Raw genomic sequence first — 16,094 nt, 5'->3', positions numbered from 1 at the left:
AGGCTTATTGATTTGTTTTATCTATTAATCCGACGCAAAAATCAACTTATCAAATCAATGATACGCAGTAACACTCATCACCAATGGCTGAGCACAGCCGGCGAACAATAAAAGAGGTGCATATGGCAGGTTTCGACAAGCGTGTGGCGTCCTATGAAGAAGCCCTGGCCGGGCTCAAGGATGGCATGACCGTGATCTCTGGCGGCTTTGGCCTGTGCGGCATCCCGGAGAACCTGATCAACCAGATCAAGCGCCAGGGCATCCGTGACCTGACCGTGGTATCCAACAACTGCGGAGTCGACGGTTTCGGCCTTGGCGTACTGCTGCAAGACCGTCAGATCCGCAAGGTCATTGCCTCGTACGTCGGTGAAAACGCCCTGTTCGAAAAACAGTTGCTCAGCGGCGAAATTGAAGTGGAGCTAACCCCGCAAGGTACGCTCGCGGAAAAAATGCGTGCCGGCGGTGCCGGTATCCCGGCGTTTTTCACCGCGACCGGAGTGGGTACACCCGTGGCAGACGGCAAGGAAACACGTGAATTCAAGGGCCGTGCCTACCTGATGGAAGAGTCCATCACCGGCGATTTTGCCATTGTCAAAGGCTGGAAAGCCGATCACTTCGGCAATGTGATTTATCGCCACACCGCGCAGAATTTCAACCCGCTGGCCGCTACGGCGGGCAGGATCACCGTGGTTGAAGTCGAAGAAATCGTCGAACCCGGCGAGCTGGATCCGACGCAGATCCACACCCCGGGCATCTACGTCGACCGGATCATTTGCGGCACGTTTGAAAAACGCATCGAACAGCTCACCGAGCGCGACTGATCCTCTGCCCACCCTGCCCCAAGCTTTTGAACCTGAGCACGGAGAACAAAAATGGCTCTTACCCGCGAACAAATGGCACAGCGCGTCGCCCGTGAAATGCAGGACGGTTTCTACGTCAACCTGGGTATCGGTATTCCGACCCTGGTTGCCAACTACATCCCCGAAGGCATGGAAGTCATGCTGCAATCGGAAAACGGCCTGCTCGGCATGGGTGCCTTCCCCCGCGTCGGTGAAGCCGACGCCGACATGATCAACGCCGGCAAGCAGACTGTGACTGCGCGCACCGGGGCGTCGATTTTTTCCTCGGCAGAATCCTTCGCAATGATCCGGGGTGGCCATATTGATCTGACCGTGCTCGGCGCATTTGAAGTCGATGTACAGGGCAATATCGCCTCCTGGATGATCCCCGGTAAACTGGTCAAGGGCATGGGCGGAGCGATGGACCTGGTAGCCGGTGCCGAGAACATCATCGTCACCATGACCCATGCGTCCAAGGACGGCGAGTCCAAACTGCTGGCGCGTTGCAGCCTGCCACTGACCGGCGCCGGATGCATCAAGCGCGTGCTGACCGACCTGGCCTATCTGGAAATCGACAACGGCGCCTTCATCCTCAAGGAGCGCGCCCCGGGTGTCAGTGTTGAAGAAATCGTCAGCAAAACCGCCGGCAAACTGATCGTCCCCGAGCATGTGCCCGAGATGCAGTTTTAACCGAAATTCCTGTAGCTACTCTGTTACCGGTCAAGGGCTCTGTAACAGCTGACTCGCGGCCTTCGTTCCTCAGCAGCGACTACAGAAACACTGCAACTGTGGGAGCGAGCCTGCTCGCGAAGGTCGTTCGCGAGCAGGCTCGCTCCCACAATAGGACTTTACCTGCAACAGAGTATCTACAGGTGCAAGCGTGATCCGAGTGTGAACTCTGAAGCCGCAGCGGCTGCAGGACTCAAGACTTCACACCTCGATTTTTTTACCCGGATTTGCCCGGGCCCAATCACCCGACCATCCGCAGCCACCGGTTGCATCAAGGCCAGCGGCTGATCGGTGGCGGTGTCCACCAACTGCGTGGGCTGTGACGGTGCGTCAAACACCAGCCATGGCCCTGCCCGCGTAGTCACCTGCATCAAGGGCATGATTTGTCATGGCCGCTCACATATTTGTCCTGCTGTGATGAAGGCCGGTGGCTAGTCTTTTTCAAGACCACCACCCAAGCCGCAACCACTCATCGGAGCAAATCATGCTGACATACAACAAGGCTTGCAAATCGTCTCCAAATGGAGACAATCATTGATGAATCACGAGATACGGCAAACCATAATTTTTGCTGATTGGCTGCTGAATTTAAGAGACATGCGTGCACGGATCGCCATCGCCCGAAGAATTGACCGGGTATCAACCGGCAACTTGGGTGACTTCAAATCCGTGGGCAATGGCGTATCTGAGCTGCGCATTGATATCGGCGCAGGCTATCGGGTGTATTTCACCCTGCGCGAGGTCTCGATCGTGATTTTGCTGGCTGGGGGTGACAAGTCCACACAGCCTGGCGATATCCGCCAGGCGCATAAAATGGCAAAGGAGATTTAACATGACCACTACGCTACTGCCCTTCGACATGGCACAGCTGCTGAACAGCGATGAGGCCATCAGCGAATACCTGACTCAAGTGCTTGCCGACGGTGACACTGACGAACTGATCCGTGCCGTTGGCTACGTTGCAAAAGCTCGTGGCATGGGGCAAATAGCCAATGCCACCGGGCTTGGTCGTGCCAGTTTGTACAAGGCTTTCGCTGCGGGTGCCAAGCCCCGCTTTGAAACCGTGATCAAAGTGATGCACTCCCTGGGTATTGATCTGCAGGCTACAACCCAGGGCAACAGGCCTTGAATTAATGCGGCGCCTGCTCTTCCCTGACATCCGGAATGGTCAGAATTCGCTTCAACAGCTCTGCCGTCTCAACCCGGCTGGTTCTTTTGAACTCCACCGTGATGCTCTCGGTCCCCATGTCCGGCCCCTGCTCAACCACCACCTGCTTGAGTCGCGCAGCATCCTCACCGAGAAACTCCTCAAGGCTCTGGCGATTCACCACCCCAAGAGGGGCCACCAGCTTGATCACATGGACCTTTATATAATCGCGATAGCGGTGCTCGATAGGCCCGATGGCAATCAAAATGGCCAGAATCAACACGGTCGCAGCTACGCCCAGCACATACATGCCGCCGCCAATGGACATGCCGATGGCCGCCACTGCCCACAGGCTAGCCGCCGTGTTCAGCCCCTTGATTACTTCGCCGCGCATCATGATCGACCCGGCCCCGAGAAAGCCGATGCCGGTGACAATTTGCGCAGCAATCCGCGAAGGATCCAGTTGCGTGCCCGGCTGGGTCAGCGCCTGTTGGAAACCAAATGCCGACACGGTCATAAACAAGCATGCTCCGGTCGCCACCAACATGTGCGTCCGCAAACCTGCTGTCCAGAATTGATGCTCGCGCTGCAAGCCAATCAAGCTGCCGAGCACCGCTGCCAGCAGCAAACGGCCAATCATTTCCCATTCTGAAATCATCCCAACCCCTCGAACCAGAGCATCTGCCTGCGCAGTCAGTGCCCACAGCATAGTCAAGGATCGGCACTGTGCCGGGCTGAGTTATTTGACCAGGCGCACTTCCTTGGATGGTCGATAGCCGAAATAGGCGCTGTAGCACTTGCTGAAATGGCTCGGCGAGACAAAACCGCAGGCCACCAGGACATCGACTTGAGACAGCTCGGTGTGCTGCAGCAACCGCCGCGCTTCGGTGATGCGCAATTCCAGGTAATAGCGTTGCGGTGTGGTACCCAGTTGCTCCTTGAACAGGCGCTCGAGCTGACGTCGGGAACGGCCGACATAAATCGCAAGTTGCTCAAGCTCCAGGGGATCCTCGAGGTTGGCGTCCATCAGCTTGACCACTTCGCGCAAAGGCGCACTGACGCAGATATTTTCCGCCGGCTTGATCCGTCGGTAGCGTGACTCCTCGAACGCCAGAATATCCTCGATGCCTTCCACCAGTGCCTTGTCATGCAGGCTCTTGATCCAGCCCAGAGCCATCTGGAAGGCTCCGGCAGGACTGGAGGCGGTCATCCGGTCACGATCGATAACATAGGGTTCACTGGTGACTTGCGCTGCTTTGGCCACTTCGGTCAGTGCCGGGCGATGCTCTGGGTGGATTGCGCAACGATAACCGTCCAGCACCCCGGCACTGGCGAGAAACCAGGCGCCGTTCCATAACCCGCCCAGCGTGATACCCGCACGCGCAGCCGTCCTGAGCAGGCTGCTCAACTCATCGTTGAGCTTCAACTCGGTCCGGTAACCCCCGCAAATCACCAGCAGGTCCAGTTCATGGATCATCGCCGGATCAATACAGGCATCGGGACGGATCACCAGGCCCAGATCGCTGACCACCTCACCGTCGCTCAAGCCATAGGTGCGCGAAGAAAACAAACCGGCACGCAGCAGGTTGGCAGTAATGATGGTGTCCAGCGCCTGGGTGAAGGCCGGCAGCGAAAAATGCTCCAGCAACACAAAACCGGTACGCACCATGGGCCCTGGCTCTATGGCACTGTCTTTGAGGTAGCGAAGGTTCTTGCCCTTCATGCCGGTGCTGAATTGACGTCGTTCGGTCAAGATTCGATCCGTTTCTTGTGTATTTATAAGGCGCAATGCTAACCGTAGGCAGGTGAAAAAGCTCCTGCCTCAGCTCTCCTGCTTCCCCTCCCTGATAGGCCGATACTCCCAGACCGCCTGGGAGTATCGGCCGATGCGCAACCTGACGCACAAACCCATAGTTGAGATCTGTCGCAATAAATCCCCAGCGGTCAGCTCTGTGACCGGAATCAGCCAGGAGAGCGTCATGGCTATCATCTTGAACAGCAGTATCACGGTCGATGAAACGAGCGGTTTGCAGAACGCCGCCACCTCCACCGATATCGAAGATATCAACGATAACGACATTACCGTCGCGGCCATCAATGGTACCGATGATACCGGCGACCTGCCCTTCGCATTCGAGTCCCGCCTGTTCACTCTGCTGGGCGCCACACCGGTCAAGAATGCGGCGCTGAGTGGCTATACCGGCGCCGCCGGCAACAGCGGTGCCGACCTGATCACCATCACCGGCACCTACGCGGACCTGGCCTTTACCGATGCCCAGGGCAAGGCGCTGGGCGACCCGACCAACGCCAACAGCGGCTCGGACTGGAGCGGCCTGTATACCCTCGATGGCACCAGAATCTTTCTTTATACGGACACGGCCAACAATATCGTGCTGGGCCGTGCTGGCACTGAAGGGGCGACACCCGCACCCGAGGACGACCTGGCAGATCCGGGCGGTACCCTTATTTTTGCTGCCTATCTGGAGGAAACCGCAACCGGGGCCAAGGTCTGGATGGTGCAGCAAGAACCGCTGCTGCACCCGGACACCGCCAACCCCGATGATGTGGTCGACATGACCAACCACCTCTGGGTAACCGCCAGCCAGGACCTGGCTTTTGATTTCGCCGGTTTGCCCTCCGGGCAAAACGGCTTTCTGATGTTCAAGGCAGGTGGCAGCACCACAGGCCTGATCGTTACCGGCATGGATCCGGATCAGGTACCCGCCAATCAGGCTGACACAGTCAATACCAGTCAGGGTGCCGGCCCTACCACCATCGGCACCAACAGCCAGGGGATCAAGGCTGGCGAAGGCATGATCTTCAGTTTTGTGAGCAACCCGGACGCGCGTTACACCGTGCCAGACCTGACCCATGGTGAGGCGACCAACGAAAGCAACATCCTGTTTGGCGGGCTCTTCGCGGCAAGCGGCGCAACCATTGTCATCGCCCAGGCCACCCCCCCGAAAACCTGTGCGGCCACTATCAGCGCCTTCACCACCGGCCTGGAGGTCGGATCGGCTTACTATGACGGCCTGCTTGACGGTAATGGCCATGCGGTAAACGGGGCAGACAATCTTGGCTATATCGCCAGTATCACGGTGATCGGTGCCAATGGTGTTGCCATCGCCGGTCTGACCGGGGTCACGACCAACACCACGCTCGGCAGCATCAGTGTGACCTTCAACACAAGCAATGGCGGCCTTGACCGCACCGCAACGATTGTCGGCTTCGAAGCCAACTTCTCCCTGCAATACACCGTTGATGGCACCCACAATCGCGTGGTAATTGAAAACAGCGGCACCGGCAACTCCACGTTCGATATCGGCGGTTTCCATCTGCCCAATGTGGTGGCCGTGCCTCAGGAAGTCGGCAGCCTGTTTAACTTTGAAGACGACGGCCCTGCCGCCGCGGGGCTGCCGGTAACGGCACTGGTGGATGAAGACAGCCTGGCCGGTGGTATCGACGGCGGTGTCGGCGACGCGGGCCTGCTGGTTCCGGCATCGGCCTCAGGCACTGTGGCCACTGTATTCACATCCGGTACTGATGCGCCGGCAAGCTACTCCTTGTCCAACGACACTTCCGCCGTGCAAGTAGTTGACAGCGCCGCGACTGCGGTGGCGCTGGCCTCCAAGGGCGAGGCGGTTAAATATGACGTGATCGGCAACACCCTGTGGGGCTATGTCGGTGCCGCTGCTGAATACGTCGCCGCCACTGACCGCGCGGTGTTCAAGCTGGAGCTGACCAATACCTCTGACGGCAGCTATACCTTCACCCTTCTCGATCAACTCGACCACCCGGATACGGTGGGTGGCGACAACAGCGAAAACGAACTGCTGCTGCAGTTGGGTTCGGTGTTCAAGGTCACCGACAAGGATGGTGACTCGGTCACCGCTACGGCGCAAAAACTGGTAATCACCGTGGATGACGACACCCCGATCGCCACACTGAACCCGCTCACGGGGACGGTGGACGAAGACGGTGTGCTCGAAGGTGCGGCTAACGCTGGTCCCGGTGATGGTATCGCAGGCGGCACAGGTGATGTGGCCGGGGAAATCGTGCTTGCCAGCGGCAATGTCAGTACCCTGTTTGCCTCCGGTGCGGACGAGCCACTGAGCTATTCGCTGACCACCAATGGCCTGTCAGCCCTGGGGCTGAAAAGCGCCGGGGTTACCGTGACCTATGCGGTCGCCTTTGATGCCATCAGCAGCACCTGGCTGCTCACTGCATCAGCCGGAGCAGGCAATACGGTGTTCACTTTCAGTCTGCACACAAGCACTGGCGCCTATGCCTTTACCCTGGTGGATCAACTCGATCATGCCGCCGGCCTGAACGAGAACGATCTGACCATCGCCCTTGGCACCGCCATCAACGCTACCGACTTTGATGGCGACACGGTAACGGCAGCCGCCAACGGCCTGGTGATCACGGTGAACGATGATACCCCTGTCGCCACGGTCAATCAGCTCACCGGCAGCGTGGACGAGGACGGTGTGGTGGAAGGCACGGCTAACGCCGGCCCCGGCGATGGTATCGCCGGTGGTACCGGGGATGTGGCCGGGGAAATCGTATTGGCCAGCGGCAACGTCAGCACCCTGTTCCAGTCCGGCGCGGACGAAGCGCTGAGCTACTCGCTGACCACCAATGGCATGGCGGCCCTGGGTCTGCAAAGCGGCGGCGTGGCTGTCAGCTATGCGGTCGCCTTTGACGCAGGCAGCAACACCTGGCAGCTCACGGCCTCGGCCGGAGCAGGCAATACGGTGTTCACGTTCAGCCTGCACGCCGCAACCGGCGCCTATGCCTTTACCCTGGTGGATCAACTCGATCATGCCGCCGGCCTGAACGAGAATGATCTGACCATCGCCCTCGGCACGACCCTCAACGCCACTGATTTTGACGGTGACAGCGTGACCGCAGCGGCCAATGGCCTGGTGATTACGGTGAACGACGATTCACCGATCGCTTCCATCAATCAGCTCACCGGTACGGTGGACGAAGACGGTGTGGTGGAAGGCACGGCTAACGCCGGCCCCGGCGATGGCATCGCCGGTGGTAGCGGGGATGTGGCCGGGGAAATCGTATTGGCCAGCGGCAATGTCAGTACCCTGTTCCAGTCGGGTGCAGACGAAGCCCTGAGCTATTCGCTGACCACCACCGGCATGGCAGCACTGGGCCTGATGAGCGGCGGCGTGGCCGTCACTTACGCGGTCGCCTTTGACGCAGGCAGCAGCACCTGGCTGCTCACGGCCTCGGCCGGAGCAGGCAATACGGTGTTCACCTTCAGCCTGCACGCTGCAACCGGCGCTTATGCCTTTACTCTGGTGGATCAACTCGACCATGCCGCCGGCCTGAACGAGAATGATCTGACCATCGCCCTCGGCACGACCCTCAACGCCACCGACTTTGACGGCGACAGCGTGACGGCAGCGGCCGATGGCCTGGTGATCACGGTGGATGACGACACGCCACTCGCATCGATCAATCTGCTCACCGGCACGGTGGACGAAGACGGTGTACTTGAAGGCGCGGCCGACTCTGGCCCCGGTGATGGTATCCCGGGCGGTACCGGGGACGTGGCCGGGGAAATCGTATTGGCCAGCGGCAATGTCAGCGCCCTGTTCCAGTCCGGTGCGGACGAGCCGCTGAGTTACTCCCTGACCACCAATGGCCTGTCAGCCCTGGGCCTGAAAAGCGGCGGGGTCACGGTGACCTATGCCACTGCCTATGACGCGGGCAGTAACACCTGGTTGCTGACCGCTTCTGCCGGGGCCGGCAATTCGGTGTTCACCTTCAGCGTGCAAGCGGCGACAGGGGCCTATGCCTTTATGCTGCTCGATCAACTCGACCATGCCGCCGGCCTGAACGAGAACGATCTGAACATCGCTCTGGGCACTGCAATCAATGCCACGGACTATGACGGCGACAGCATCACGGCCGCCGCCAACGGCCTGCTGATTACCGTGGATGACGACTCGCCCGTGGTCACCGCCAAGTCCAATGTGGTCTATGCCAACGCCAGCAACCCGACTCCTGGCGGCACTGGCGTATTTGCCTATGACATCGGCGCGGATGAGCGCCTGGGAACGGTCTACAGCTCTGCAAACAGCGACCTGTCCGTGAGCATGGGAGACAGCACGGTGGGCATCACCGCCATCAGCAACAAAGTGGTGACATGGGCCTCGGAGTCAGACACCAGTGCGGTGTTCAACCTCTCCTTCACCTATGTTTCCAACAACCCGACGCTGGGCGCGCTGACCAACGCAACCGGCACCATGACCTTTGACAAGGTGGCAGACACCTACACGCTGAGCCTGACGGACGATATCGACAGCTTCAGCATCCTGAAAACCTCCGCAGCACAAGGCTTCACCGGCTACAACATTGGCGGCACAACGCCAATCAACCAGCAACCGCCGGTGTCGGTGGCCAAGCTGGCCGACGACTTCTTTGTGCAGTTCAGCGGTTTCGCTGAACAGGGTTCAGGCACCGGTGCCAATAACATCATGGCCGGTGGCAACAGCGCCTTCGTCCCCGGTGAGCTGTTCTCTGCCGCAACCTCCTGGGTCAGTGTTTCCGGGACCGCCGCCGGCGTGGCCGGTGACACCATCCAGCAAGGCGAGGTAATGGACCTGGACTTCTTCACCGCCAGCCCGTTCGGTGATACAGCCGCAGCGCCCACAGCCACCAGCAAAGGGATCTACGTCAAGTTCGACGGCATCGGCAGCGAGGACCTGGTACTGGTGCTCAAGCTTATCGATCCTGACGACAACAGCCAGATCACCCGGGCGATCATTGTCGACAGCGAAGACATCATCATAAAAAACGCCTCGACTTCACCCAATAACTTCCATCCGATTGCCAACCCCGCAGCCTACGGGATCACCCTGGATCAGAACGACGGTGCGGTGATTATCGAGAGCAACGACTACAACTTCGGCAGCGAGAACTACCTGATCCAGGGCCTGCAGGTGCTGGATTCCACCGAGGGTGTCAGCGGTAGCGGCTACAACCTCAATGGCAATGTGGGCGTCAGCGGGGCCAGTACTGGCAACACCTTGACCTTCAGCAACGAGTCCGGCGAGGGCAGTAAAAGCAACCCTGTAGAAGCCGGTGAAGCGGGAACCTGGGATGGCGATGTGATCAAGATCACTGACCTGGGTTTTGTCACCTCGACCACCCCGGATGCCCATCTGGCCTTCAACGTCGTGGTGACGGATGCGGATGCCGATTCAACCGCAGCCCAGACCCTGAATGTGACCATCGAAGGGGACAAAACCTTCACCGGTGGTGTGGGGGCCGACACCTTCAACTTCAGCGGCCTGGATACCGATAGCTCACTGACTGCGGCAACGACAGTGATCTCCTCCGGCTTCACTTCCGGGGTGGACACGCTGAACTTCCCGACCGCAGGCACAGGGGCGAACTATATGGAAGTGGCGGCCCCCGCGGCCAACGTGGCAGCCTTTATCACCGCCGCCGATACGGCGCTCAATGGCACCACCAACTACTACTTTGGCGTCGTTGGAGGCGACGGCTATCTGGCATACGACGGTGACGGCACGGGGATCACCGGCATTATCAAGTTGGTGGGTGTGACGGATATCGCCCCGACTGACATTGTGTAAATGTCGCAGCAGGTAAAAAGGCCTGGCTCCCACAAGGAGCCAGGCCTTTTTTGTCGGGCCTTTATTTGCTGTCAAACAACCCGTGCTTGATTGCGTACATCAGCAAGTCCGTACGGTTGATCAGGTCAAGCTTCTGGTAAATGTTGCTCAGATGGTTATGCACGGTGTGCTCGCTGATGCCCAGGCTTCCGGCGATGCTCATGTACTTGGCCGAGGGCTCACCCACGATGGCGCGAATAAGCTCTCGCTCGCGCAAGGTCAGACGCGATTGTTTCTCCAGTTCCAGATTGTGTTTCAAGGCCGTATGCCCGCTCGCAGCATAGTCGCACAGGCCGCCGGTCCAGGCCCTGTTGAGCCCGGTGTCTCGATGGTGGACCTTGATGATGGCAAGGATGATCGACTCGGTCGGGTCTTCCGCCAGTACGATGCCACGAGCACCCGCTTCCATTGCCTGGGTTGCGGGTATGACCTCGTACAGCCCTTTGAGCACCAGCACTTTAATCCCGGTACCGCGGGTGAGTTGGGTGATGACCGCCAGCGGGTTCAGCGCGTCCGGAAAGAAGCTAAAAAATATGACATGGGGTCGTAACTGATCGGCAAGGTCAAGCGCATGGGTATAGGTGGTGGCCTGGCCACTCACTTCCATTTGAGGCTTCCTGGCATTGATCAAGTCGTGAAGACCTCTGAGAACAAGCGGGCGACAGTCGATCAGCATCACACGTATGGGTTTTCTGAGGGGGGGCATTACCTTCCTGACTCCCTTGAACCATCAATCACCTCTACCCGCTGCCCGTTCGAGTAGAAGCAAAAACAATCAGGAGTACTTATCAATAGCTTGCGCCTGTTGATGTTCTTCCTCGGGCTGTCAGGTAAGTCTAGGACAGACCTGCGTGCTGCCCCGCCTGCCAGAACGGCAATCGGGCAATGAGTTTTTTTATCAGACACCTCGTGTTTATTCCTGCATGCGGCCAGCAGACCACGCAAATCAAGGCCTTAGGCGTGCTGCAGGGGGGACGCGACATGTATGACAGGCATCATGCGTGTCAAAAAAACAGACAGATGGTGTAACGCCAGGTTAACAGATAAGCACAAAGTCAATTAAATGGCGTTATCGTGGATCCGCAATGTCCGCCGCCGGACTGCCCGGATTCAGCCACAGATTCACGCTTGCGACACTTTCACCAGGTGGCTTGCCCGCCCAGCGATTGAGCGTAATGACATTGGTGACGAAGTCGTACTGGGTCTTGAGCAAATCCCGATGAGCCCGGTATTCGTTACGCACACTGGTCAGCACATCGACGGCATTCACCATCCCGTAACCGAACGCTTTTTCTGCGGCGGCTCTGGACAGCTGTGCCGAAGCCAGGGCATGGCGACTGGCGCTGATCTTCTCTGCGCTGGTATCGGCCGTCAGGTAGGCGCTGGTGATTTCCTTGACCACTCGCCGCTGTACCGACTCCAGCTGTTGCTCGGCCGCGATCTGATCCTGATACAGCCCGCGCACCCGTGCCGAGGTCGAGCCGCCGCTGTATATCGGTACCTGCAGGCCGATCCCGGCCACATAACTGTCGGTGCGCGGCACCAGGGCATTGTTATAGCCTTCGTTGGACTGCTGCGCGCTGAGGGTCAGGCTCAGAGTCGGATAGTGCCCGCCCTTGCCGCTACGCAAGGCCGCGCCAGCCACCTCTACCCCGCTTTCATTGGCTTTGAGTGCCGGGTTTTGCGCAACCCCTTCGCGCACCCAGCTTTCCAGGTTCTGCGTCGAAACCCGTAACTGCACATCGTCGCGCACGCGACTGAGCTTCTCCTTGACCGGCCGTCCGACGATCTCGGCCAGCGCTGCGCGACTGACGCTGATCTGGTTACGGGCATCCAGGACCTGCGCTGCCAGGCCGTCGACACGGGCCTTGAGGTCCAGCTGATCGGTAATCAAGGCCAGCTGTTTGGCGTACAGCGCGTTGACCCGGTCCAGGCTTTTTTGCGTGGTACGCAGCTCGGCCTGAATCAGTTCGAGTTCATCTTCGGCGGCCAATACCGTGAAGTACCGCCGGGCCAGCTCCACCGTGGCCTCGGACTGAGCCTCCAGGGCTTCGGAATCGGACTGTTTGGCCATGCTTTTGAACTTCTGGTAATTCTCCCAGGTGGACTTGTTGTACAGATACTGACGCAATACCAGACTGTAGACTTCACTGTCGAAACTCTGCTGCACCAGCTCGTTTTCCTGGTGAATCCGGTTGACCCCGGCGTTGAGCGATACCTGCGGCAACAGGGTGCCCATGGCTTCACGCTGGTACTCCAGCCCTGCTTGCGCCCGCGCACGGGAGGCCAATTTTCGCGGGTCCTGCAAACGGGCCTCGCGATACAACTGCATCAGGTCAGTGGTGAATGTCGATGCGCTGACCCCTTGCGCCGCCGGCACTGCGCCTTGCGCAAGGGCAACCCCCGCGGCAAGCCCGAACAAACCACCCAGCACGCGTGCAGTCACTTGCATGATCACTCCTCAATCATCGATTGTGAGAGGGCATTGCGCGCCGGTTGCATCAGGTAGTGCAGCAGAGTGCGCTGCCCGGTGATGATCAACACGTCCGCCGGCATGCCCGGCAGCAACTTGCGTTCCCCCAGGGTGTGCTCACCGGCTTTGGTCACCTTGACCCGGGCGAGGTAATAACCGGCCCCGGTTTTTTCATTGATCAGCCGGTCTGCCGAAACACTGCTGACCTCGCCTTCGATCACCGGTGTGGTGGCGCTGTTGAACGCGCCAAAACGAATATCGGCACGCCTGCCGATGGCAACACGATCAATGTCCACCGGCGCCACCTGGGCCTCTATAACCAGCCCCGACACTGACGGTACGATGTCCAGCAACGGGGTCGCCGGGCGCACCACGCCGCCAATCGTATGCACGGTCATGCCGATCACCATGCCCGCTTCGGGGGCGCGAATCACGATATGGCCCAGGCGGTCTTCCAGGGCGCTGGCGCGCTCCTGCAGGTCGTAAATTTTGCTCTGGACCTCTGCCAGTTGCTTGACCACTTCGGCATTGAAGTCCTTGTCGATCTGCAGGATCTGCAGCCGGGTTTCATTGATCTGCAAGCGGCTGGTGGTGATTGCGGAACGGTGCTCGATCACTTCCGACCTGAGCAGTTGGCGCTTGCGTTCCTGCTCGAGCAGACGCTGTTTGTCGACAAAGCCCTGGGCCAGCAGGTCGGTCAATTCGACAATTTCACCACTGTAGGACCTGTCCAGATGCCCCTTGGCGCCGATAATCGCCTGGGTGCCATTGATCTGTTCATTCAACTGGTCAATGCGCTCTTGCAGCACGGCAATCTGCCCCAGGCGCGAGCCTCGCTGGGCGTTGAATACCCGGATTTCGCCCTGGCGCGCTTCGCCGCCCCGCTGGATGTCGGCTGTGGCCAGCGGAGCAAAAGCAATCTCGGGCAGATTGTCGCGCTCTGCCACAAGCCGGGCTTCCATGGCTTTGGCGGCAATCAGTTGCCCACGGGTCATCTGGTATTCGAAGCGCAGCGGCGTATCGTCGAGAATGATCAGCGGGTCATCCTGTTTGACGGTATCACCGTCATGTACCAGCACCTCTTTGACGATGCCGCCTTCAAGGTGCTGTACCGTTTTGCGATACGCCTGCACGGTCACCACACCCGGTGCATAGGCCGCGCCATCAAGCGGCGCGAACGCAGCCCAGGTGCCGAACACGCCGAAAGTCAGCACCACAATGACAAAACCCAGGCGTCGGATTTTTCGATCGCTAGTGGTCAGTTCGGCAAAGTTGTCAGTTGATGGAATTGGGATCATGGGGTTCATCGGAACCGTCCTTGCCGTTAGCCACCGCAGCCATGGCGGTTTCAGCCTGCATGGTCTGTTTTGGCGCCTGCTGTGCGTTGAGCTCCGTCAGCACGAGCTCACGCGGCCCGAACAGACTGAGGCCGCCGTTGCTCATCACCATGAGCCGGTCAAGCTGGGACACAATATTGGTGCGATGGGTAATCACAAACAGGGTGGCACCTGACAGCCTGATCCTGTGAAGGGCAGCTATCAGGGCTCGGTCACCGACTTCGTCGAGATTGGAATTGGGCTCATCGAGGATGATCAGCCGCGGGCTGCCGTACAGGGCGCGAGCCAGCCCTATGCGCTGGCGCTGCCCGCCGGAAAGTACCACGCCGTCACCACCAATCACGGTGTCGTAGCCATCGGGCAACAACAGGATCATGTCGTGAACACCGGCCGTGGTGGCCGCAAGAATGACTTTCTCGGAATCGACCCGGGTAAAACGGGCAATGTTGTCGCTGACGCTGCCTTCGAACAGCTCGATGTCCTGGGGCAAGTAGCCGATATGGGGCCCCAGTTCATGTTTATCCCAGGCGCTGATATCCGCGCCATCCAGGCGCACCACACCTTGCAGCGGCGCCCAGATGCCCAGCAGCGCCCTGGCGAGGGTAGACTTGCCCGCCGCACTGGGGCCGATAATGCCGACCACGCAACCGGCCGGCACACTGAAACTGATGTTCTTGATGATGGCAATATTCGAGCCGGGAGCCGCAACGGTCAGGTTCTCAACCTGCACGTCCCCCTTGGGCGCCGGTAATGACATGCGCTCGGGCTGAGCCTGTTGGCTGGCCAGGATCGCGTTAAGCCGGGCGTACTGCGAGCGCGCCGCAATAAAGCCTTTCCAGCTGCCGATAATCAGATCAATGGGTGCTAGTGCCCGGCCCAGCAGCACCGACCCGGCAAACACCAGCCCTGCCCCCACCTGATGATCAACGGCCAGATAGGCCCCCAGTCCGAGAATCAGCGATTGCACCAGAATCCGGAACGACCTGGACAGGGTGCTGATCATGGCCCCTTTATCGCTGGCCCGGGATTGCAGCAACAGCACATTTTTTTGCCGGGTCCACCAACGGTCCATCAAGGTTTCAAGCATGCCCATGGATTCGATGACTTCGGCATTGCGCAGGTTTTTCGTGGTGTAGAGCGAAGCGCCAATATGCTCCTTGTTGGCCTGGGCCAGCGTCGGCCCGGTCAATCTTTCATTAACAAACGCAAGCAACAGCAACAACAGCGCACTGCCCGTCGCCACCCAGCCAAACCAGGGGTGAAACATAAACATCACGGCGATATAGATGGGTAGCCAGGGGGCATCAAAAAAGGCAAACAAGCCGTTACCGGAGAGAAACTGACGCAAGCCGGTCAAGTCATTCAGCGGTTGGGCCGAGGCGTCCATCCCGCCGCTTTCCAGGGCCCGCTTGAAACTGGCCTTGTAGACCTGGCGGCTGAGCAGCATGTCCAGGCGGTTGCTGACCCGGACCATGATCCGTGATCGGGTCCACTCAAGGCAGCCGAGGGTGATCACCAGACCGGTCATGATCAGCGTCAACATGCTGAGGGTGGTCAGGCTGCCGCTGGTGATCACGCGCCCATAGACCTGCAACATATAGAACGTGGGAACCAGCATTAACGCATTGATAAAGAAGCTGAAAAAACCAACGGAGAGAAAGCTTTCCCGGCAGGCTTTCAACGCAGTGTGCAGGCTGTTTTCAGATGGGCTACGCATTGAAAATTCCAGCTTTGAAAGCCTTCATTAGTAAAGCGTAGATCATGCCCGGGCGGTGTGCTTAGCGTGGCGCGGCACGAAAACTTCACTGACAGACAAAGTCTGACAGACCAACACACAGGCAATCCCCCACGGGGCAAAAACTCACTGCCGGGCCACTGGGGCAAACATTCAGTTACGAACAGTCGTCT

At 59.0% G+C, this 16,094-nt stretch carries 12 protein-coding genes; 5 read left to right on the top strand and 7 right to left on the bottom strand.

The window, feature by feature from the left end:
• Positions 1 to 122: 122 nt before the first annotated feature.
• Positions 123 to 821: a CoA transferase subunit A gene (locus ACP7BE_RS03080; RefSeq protein ID WP_426104684.1), complete on the top strand. Its 699-nt coding sequence runs from the start codon at positions 123 to 125 to the stop codon at positions 819 to 821.
• A 51-nt stretch (positions 822 to 872) separates the two neighbouring features.
• Positions 873 to 1,529: a CoA transferase subunit B gene (locus ACP7BE_RS03075; protein ID WP_095000431.1), complete on the top strand. Its 657-nt coding sequence runs from the start codon at positions 873 to 875 to the stop codon at positions 1,527 to 1,529.
• A 176-nt stretch (positions 1,530 to 1,705) separates the two neighbouring features.
• On the opposite strand, the gene ACP7BE_RS03070 is transcribed toward ACP7BE_RS03075, so the two are convergent.
• Entirely contained in the window at positions 1,706 to 1,948 is a 243-nt protein-coding gene (locus ACP7BE_RS03070; RefSeq protein WP_426104681.1) for a hypothetical protein, read from the bottom strand.
• Positions 1,949 to 2,105: 157 nt separating this feature from the next.
• Between ACP7BE_RS03070 and ACP7BE_RS03065 the strand changes: the two genes are divergently transcribed.
• Positions 2,106 to 2,399 (top strand): type II toxin-antitoxin system RelE/ParE family toxin, encoded by a 294-nt coding sequence (locus tag ACP7BE_RS03065; protein WP_095000432.1) that lies wholly within the window; start codon positions 2,106 to 2,108, stop codon positions 2,397 to 2,399.
• A 1-nt stretch (position 2,400) separates the two neighbouring features.
• Positions 2,401 to 2,697, top strand: coding sequence for an addiction module antidote protein (locus ACP7BE_RS03060; protein WP_095000433.1), 297 nt, complete (start codon positions 2,401 to 2,403; stop codon positions 2,695 to 2,697).
• A gap of 1 nt (position 2,698) precedes the next feature.
• Here the strand turns inward: ACP7BE_RS03060 and ACP7BE_RS03055 are convergent, their stop codons facing one another.
• Together ACP7BE_RS03055 and ACP7BE_RS03050 are read right to left on the bottom strand one after the other, a co-directional pair.
• Positions 2,699 to 3,373 (bottom strand): MgtC/SapB family protein, encoded by a 675-nt coding sequence (locus ACP7BE_RS03055; protein WP_095000434.1) that lies wholly within the window; start codon positions 3,371 to 3,373, stop codon positions 2,699 to 2,701.
• A gap of 81 nt (positions 3,374 to 3,454) precedes the next feature.
• The gene (locus ACP7BE_RS03050; protein ID WP_176465188.1) at positions 3,455 to 4,468 is read right to left on the bottom strand and encodes a GlxA family transcriptional regulator; all 1,014 of its coding nucleotides are present in this window, start codon (positions 4,466 to 4,468) and stop codon (positions 3,455 to 3,457) included.
• 226 nt (positions 4,469 to 4,694) lie between these two features.
• On the opposite strand from ACP7BE_RS03050, the gene ACP7BE_RS03045 reads away from it, so the two are divergent.
• Entirely contained in the window at positions 4,695 to 10,337 is a 5,643-nt protein-coding gene (locus ACP7BE_RS03045) for a beta strand repeat-containing protein (protein ID WP_426104678.1), read from the top strand.
• Between the two features lie 61 nt (positions 10,338 to 10,398).
• Here ACP7BE_RS03045 and ACP7BE_RS03040 read toward each other — a convergent pair whose 3' ends face one another.
• The 4 genes from ACP7BE_RS03040 to ACP7BE_RS03025 form a co-directional block, all read right to left on the bottom strand.
• A complete protein-coding gene (locus ACP7BE_RS03040) occupies positions 10,399 to 11,082 on the bottom strand; it encodes a response regulator transcription factor (protein WP_426104676.1) in 684 nt (227 codons plus the stop codon).
• Between the two features lie 363 nt (positions 11,083 to 11,445).
• Positions 11,446 to 12,828, bottom strand: coding sequence for a TolC family outer membrane protein (locus tag ACP7BE_RS03035; protein WP_426104674.1), 1,383 nt, complete (start codon positions 12,826 to 12,828; stop codon positions 11,446 to 11,448).
• 2 nt (positions 12,829 to 12,830) lie between these two features.
• Positions 12,831 to 14,156 carry an HlyD family type I secretion periplasmic adaptor subunit gene (locus ACP7BE_RS03030; RefSeq protein ID WP_095000438.1) on the bottom strand — a complete coding sequence of 442 codons (1,326 nt, stop codon included), beginning with the start codon at positions 14,154 to 14,156 and terminating at the stop codon, positions 12,831 to 12,833.
• Positions 14,125 to 15,903 carry a type I secretion system permease/ATPase gene (locus ACP7BE_RS03025; RefSeq protein WP_095024756.1) on the bottom strand — a complete coding sequence of 593 codons (1,779 nt, stop codon included), beginning with the start codon at positions 15,901 to 15,903 and terminating at the stop codon, positions 14,125 to 14,127. Before ACP7BE_RS03025 ends, ACP7BE_RS03030 begins: the two co-directional genes overlap by 32 nt.
• Positions 15,904 to 16,094 lie beyond the last annotated feature (191 nt).

Source organism: Pseudomonas sp. TWR1-1-3, from assembly GCF_049896805.1.
GTDB lineage: Bacteria > Pseudomonadota > Gammaproteobacteria > Pseudomonadales > Pseudomonadaceae > Aquipseudomonas > Aquipseudomonas bubulae.
This window is presented reverse-complemented; position numbering and strand designations above follow the sequence as displayed.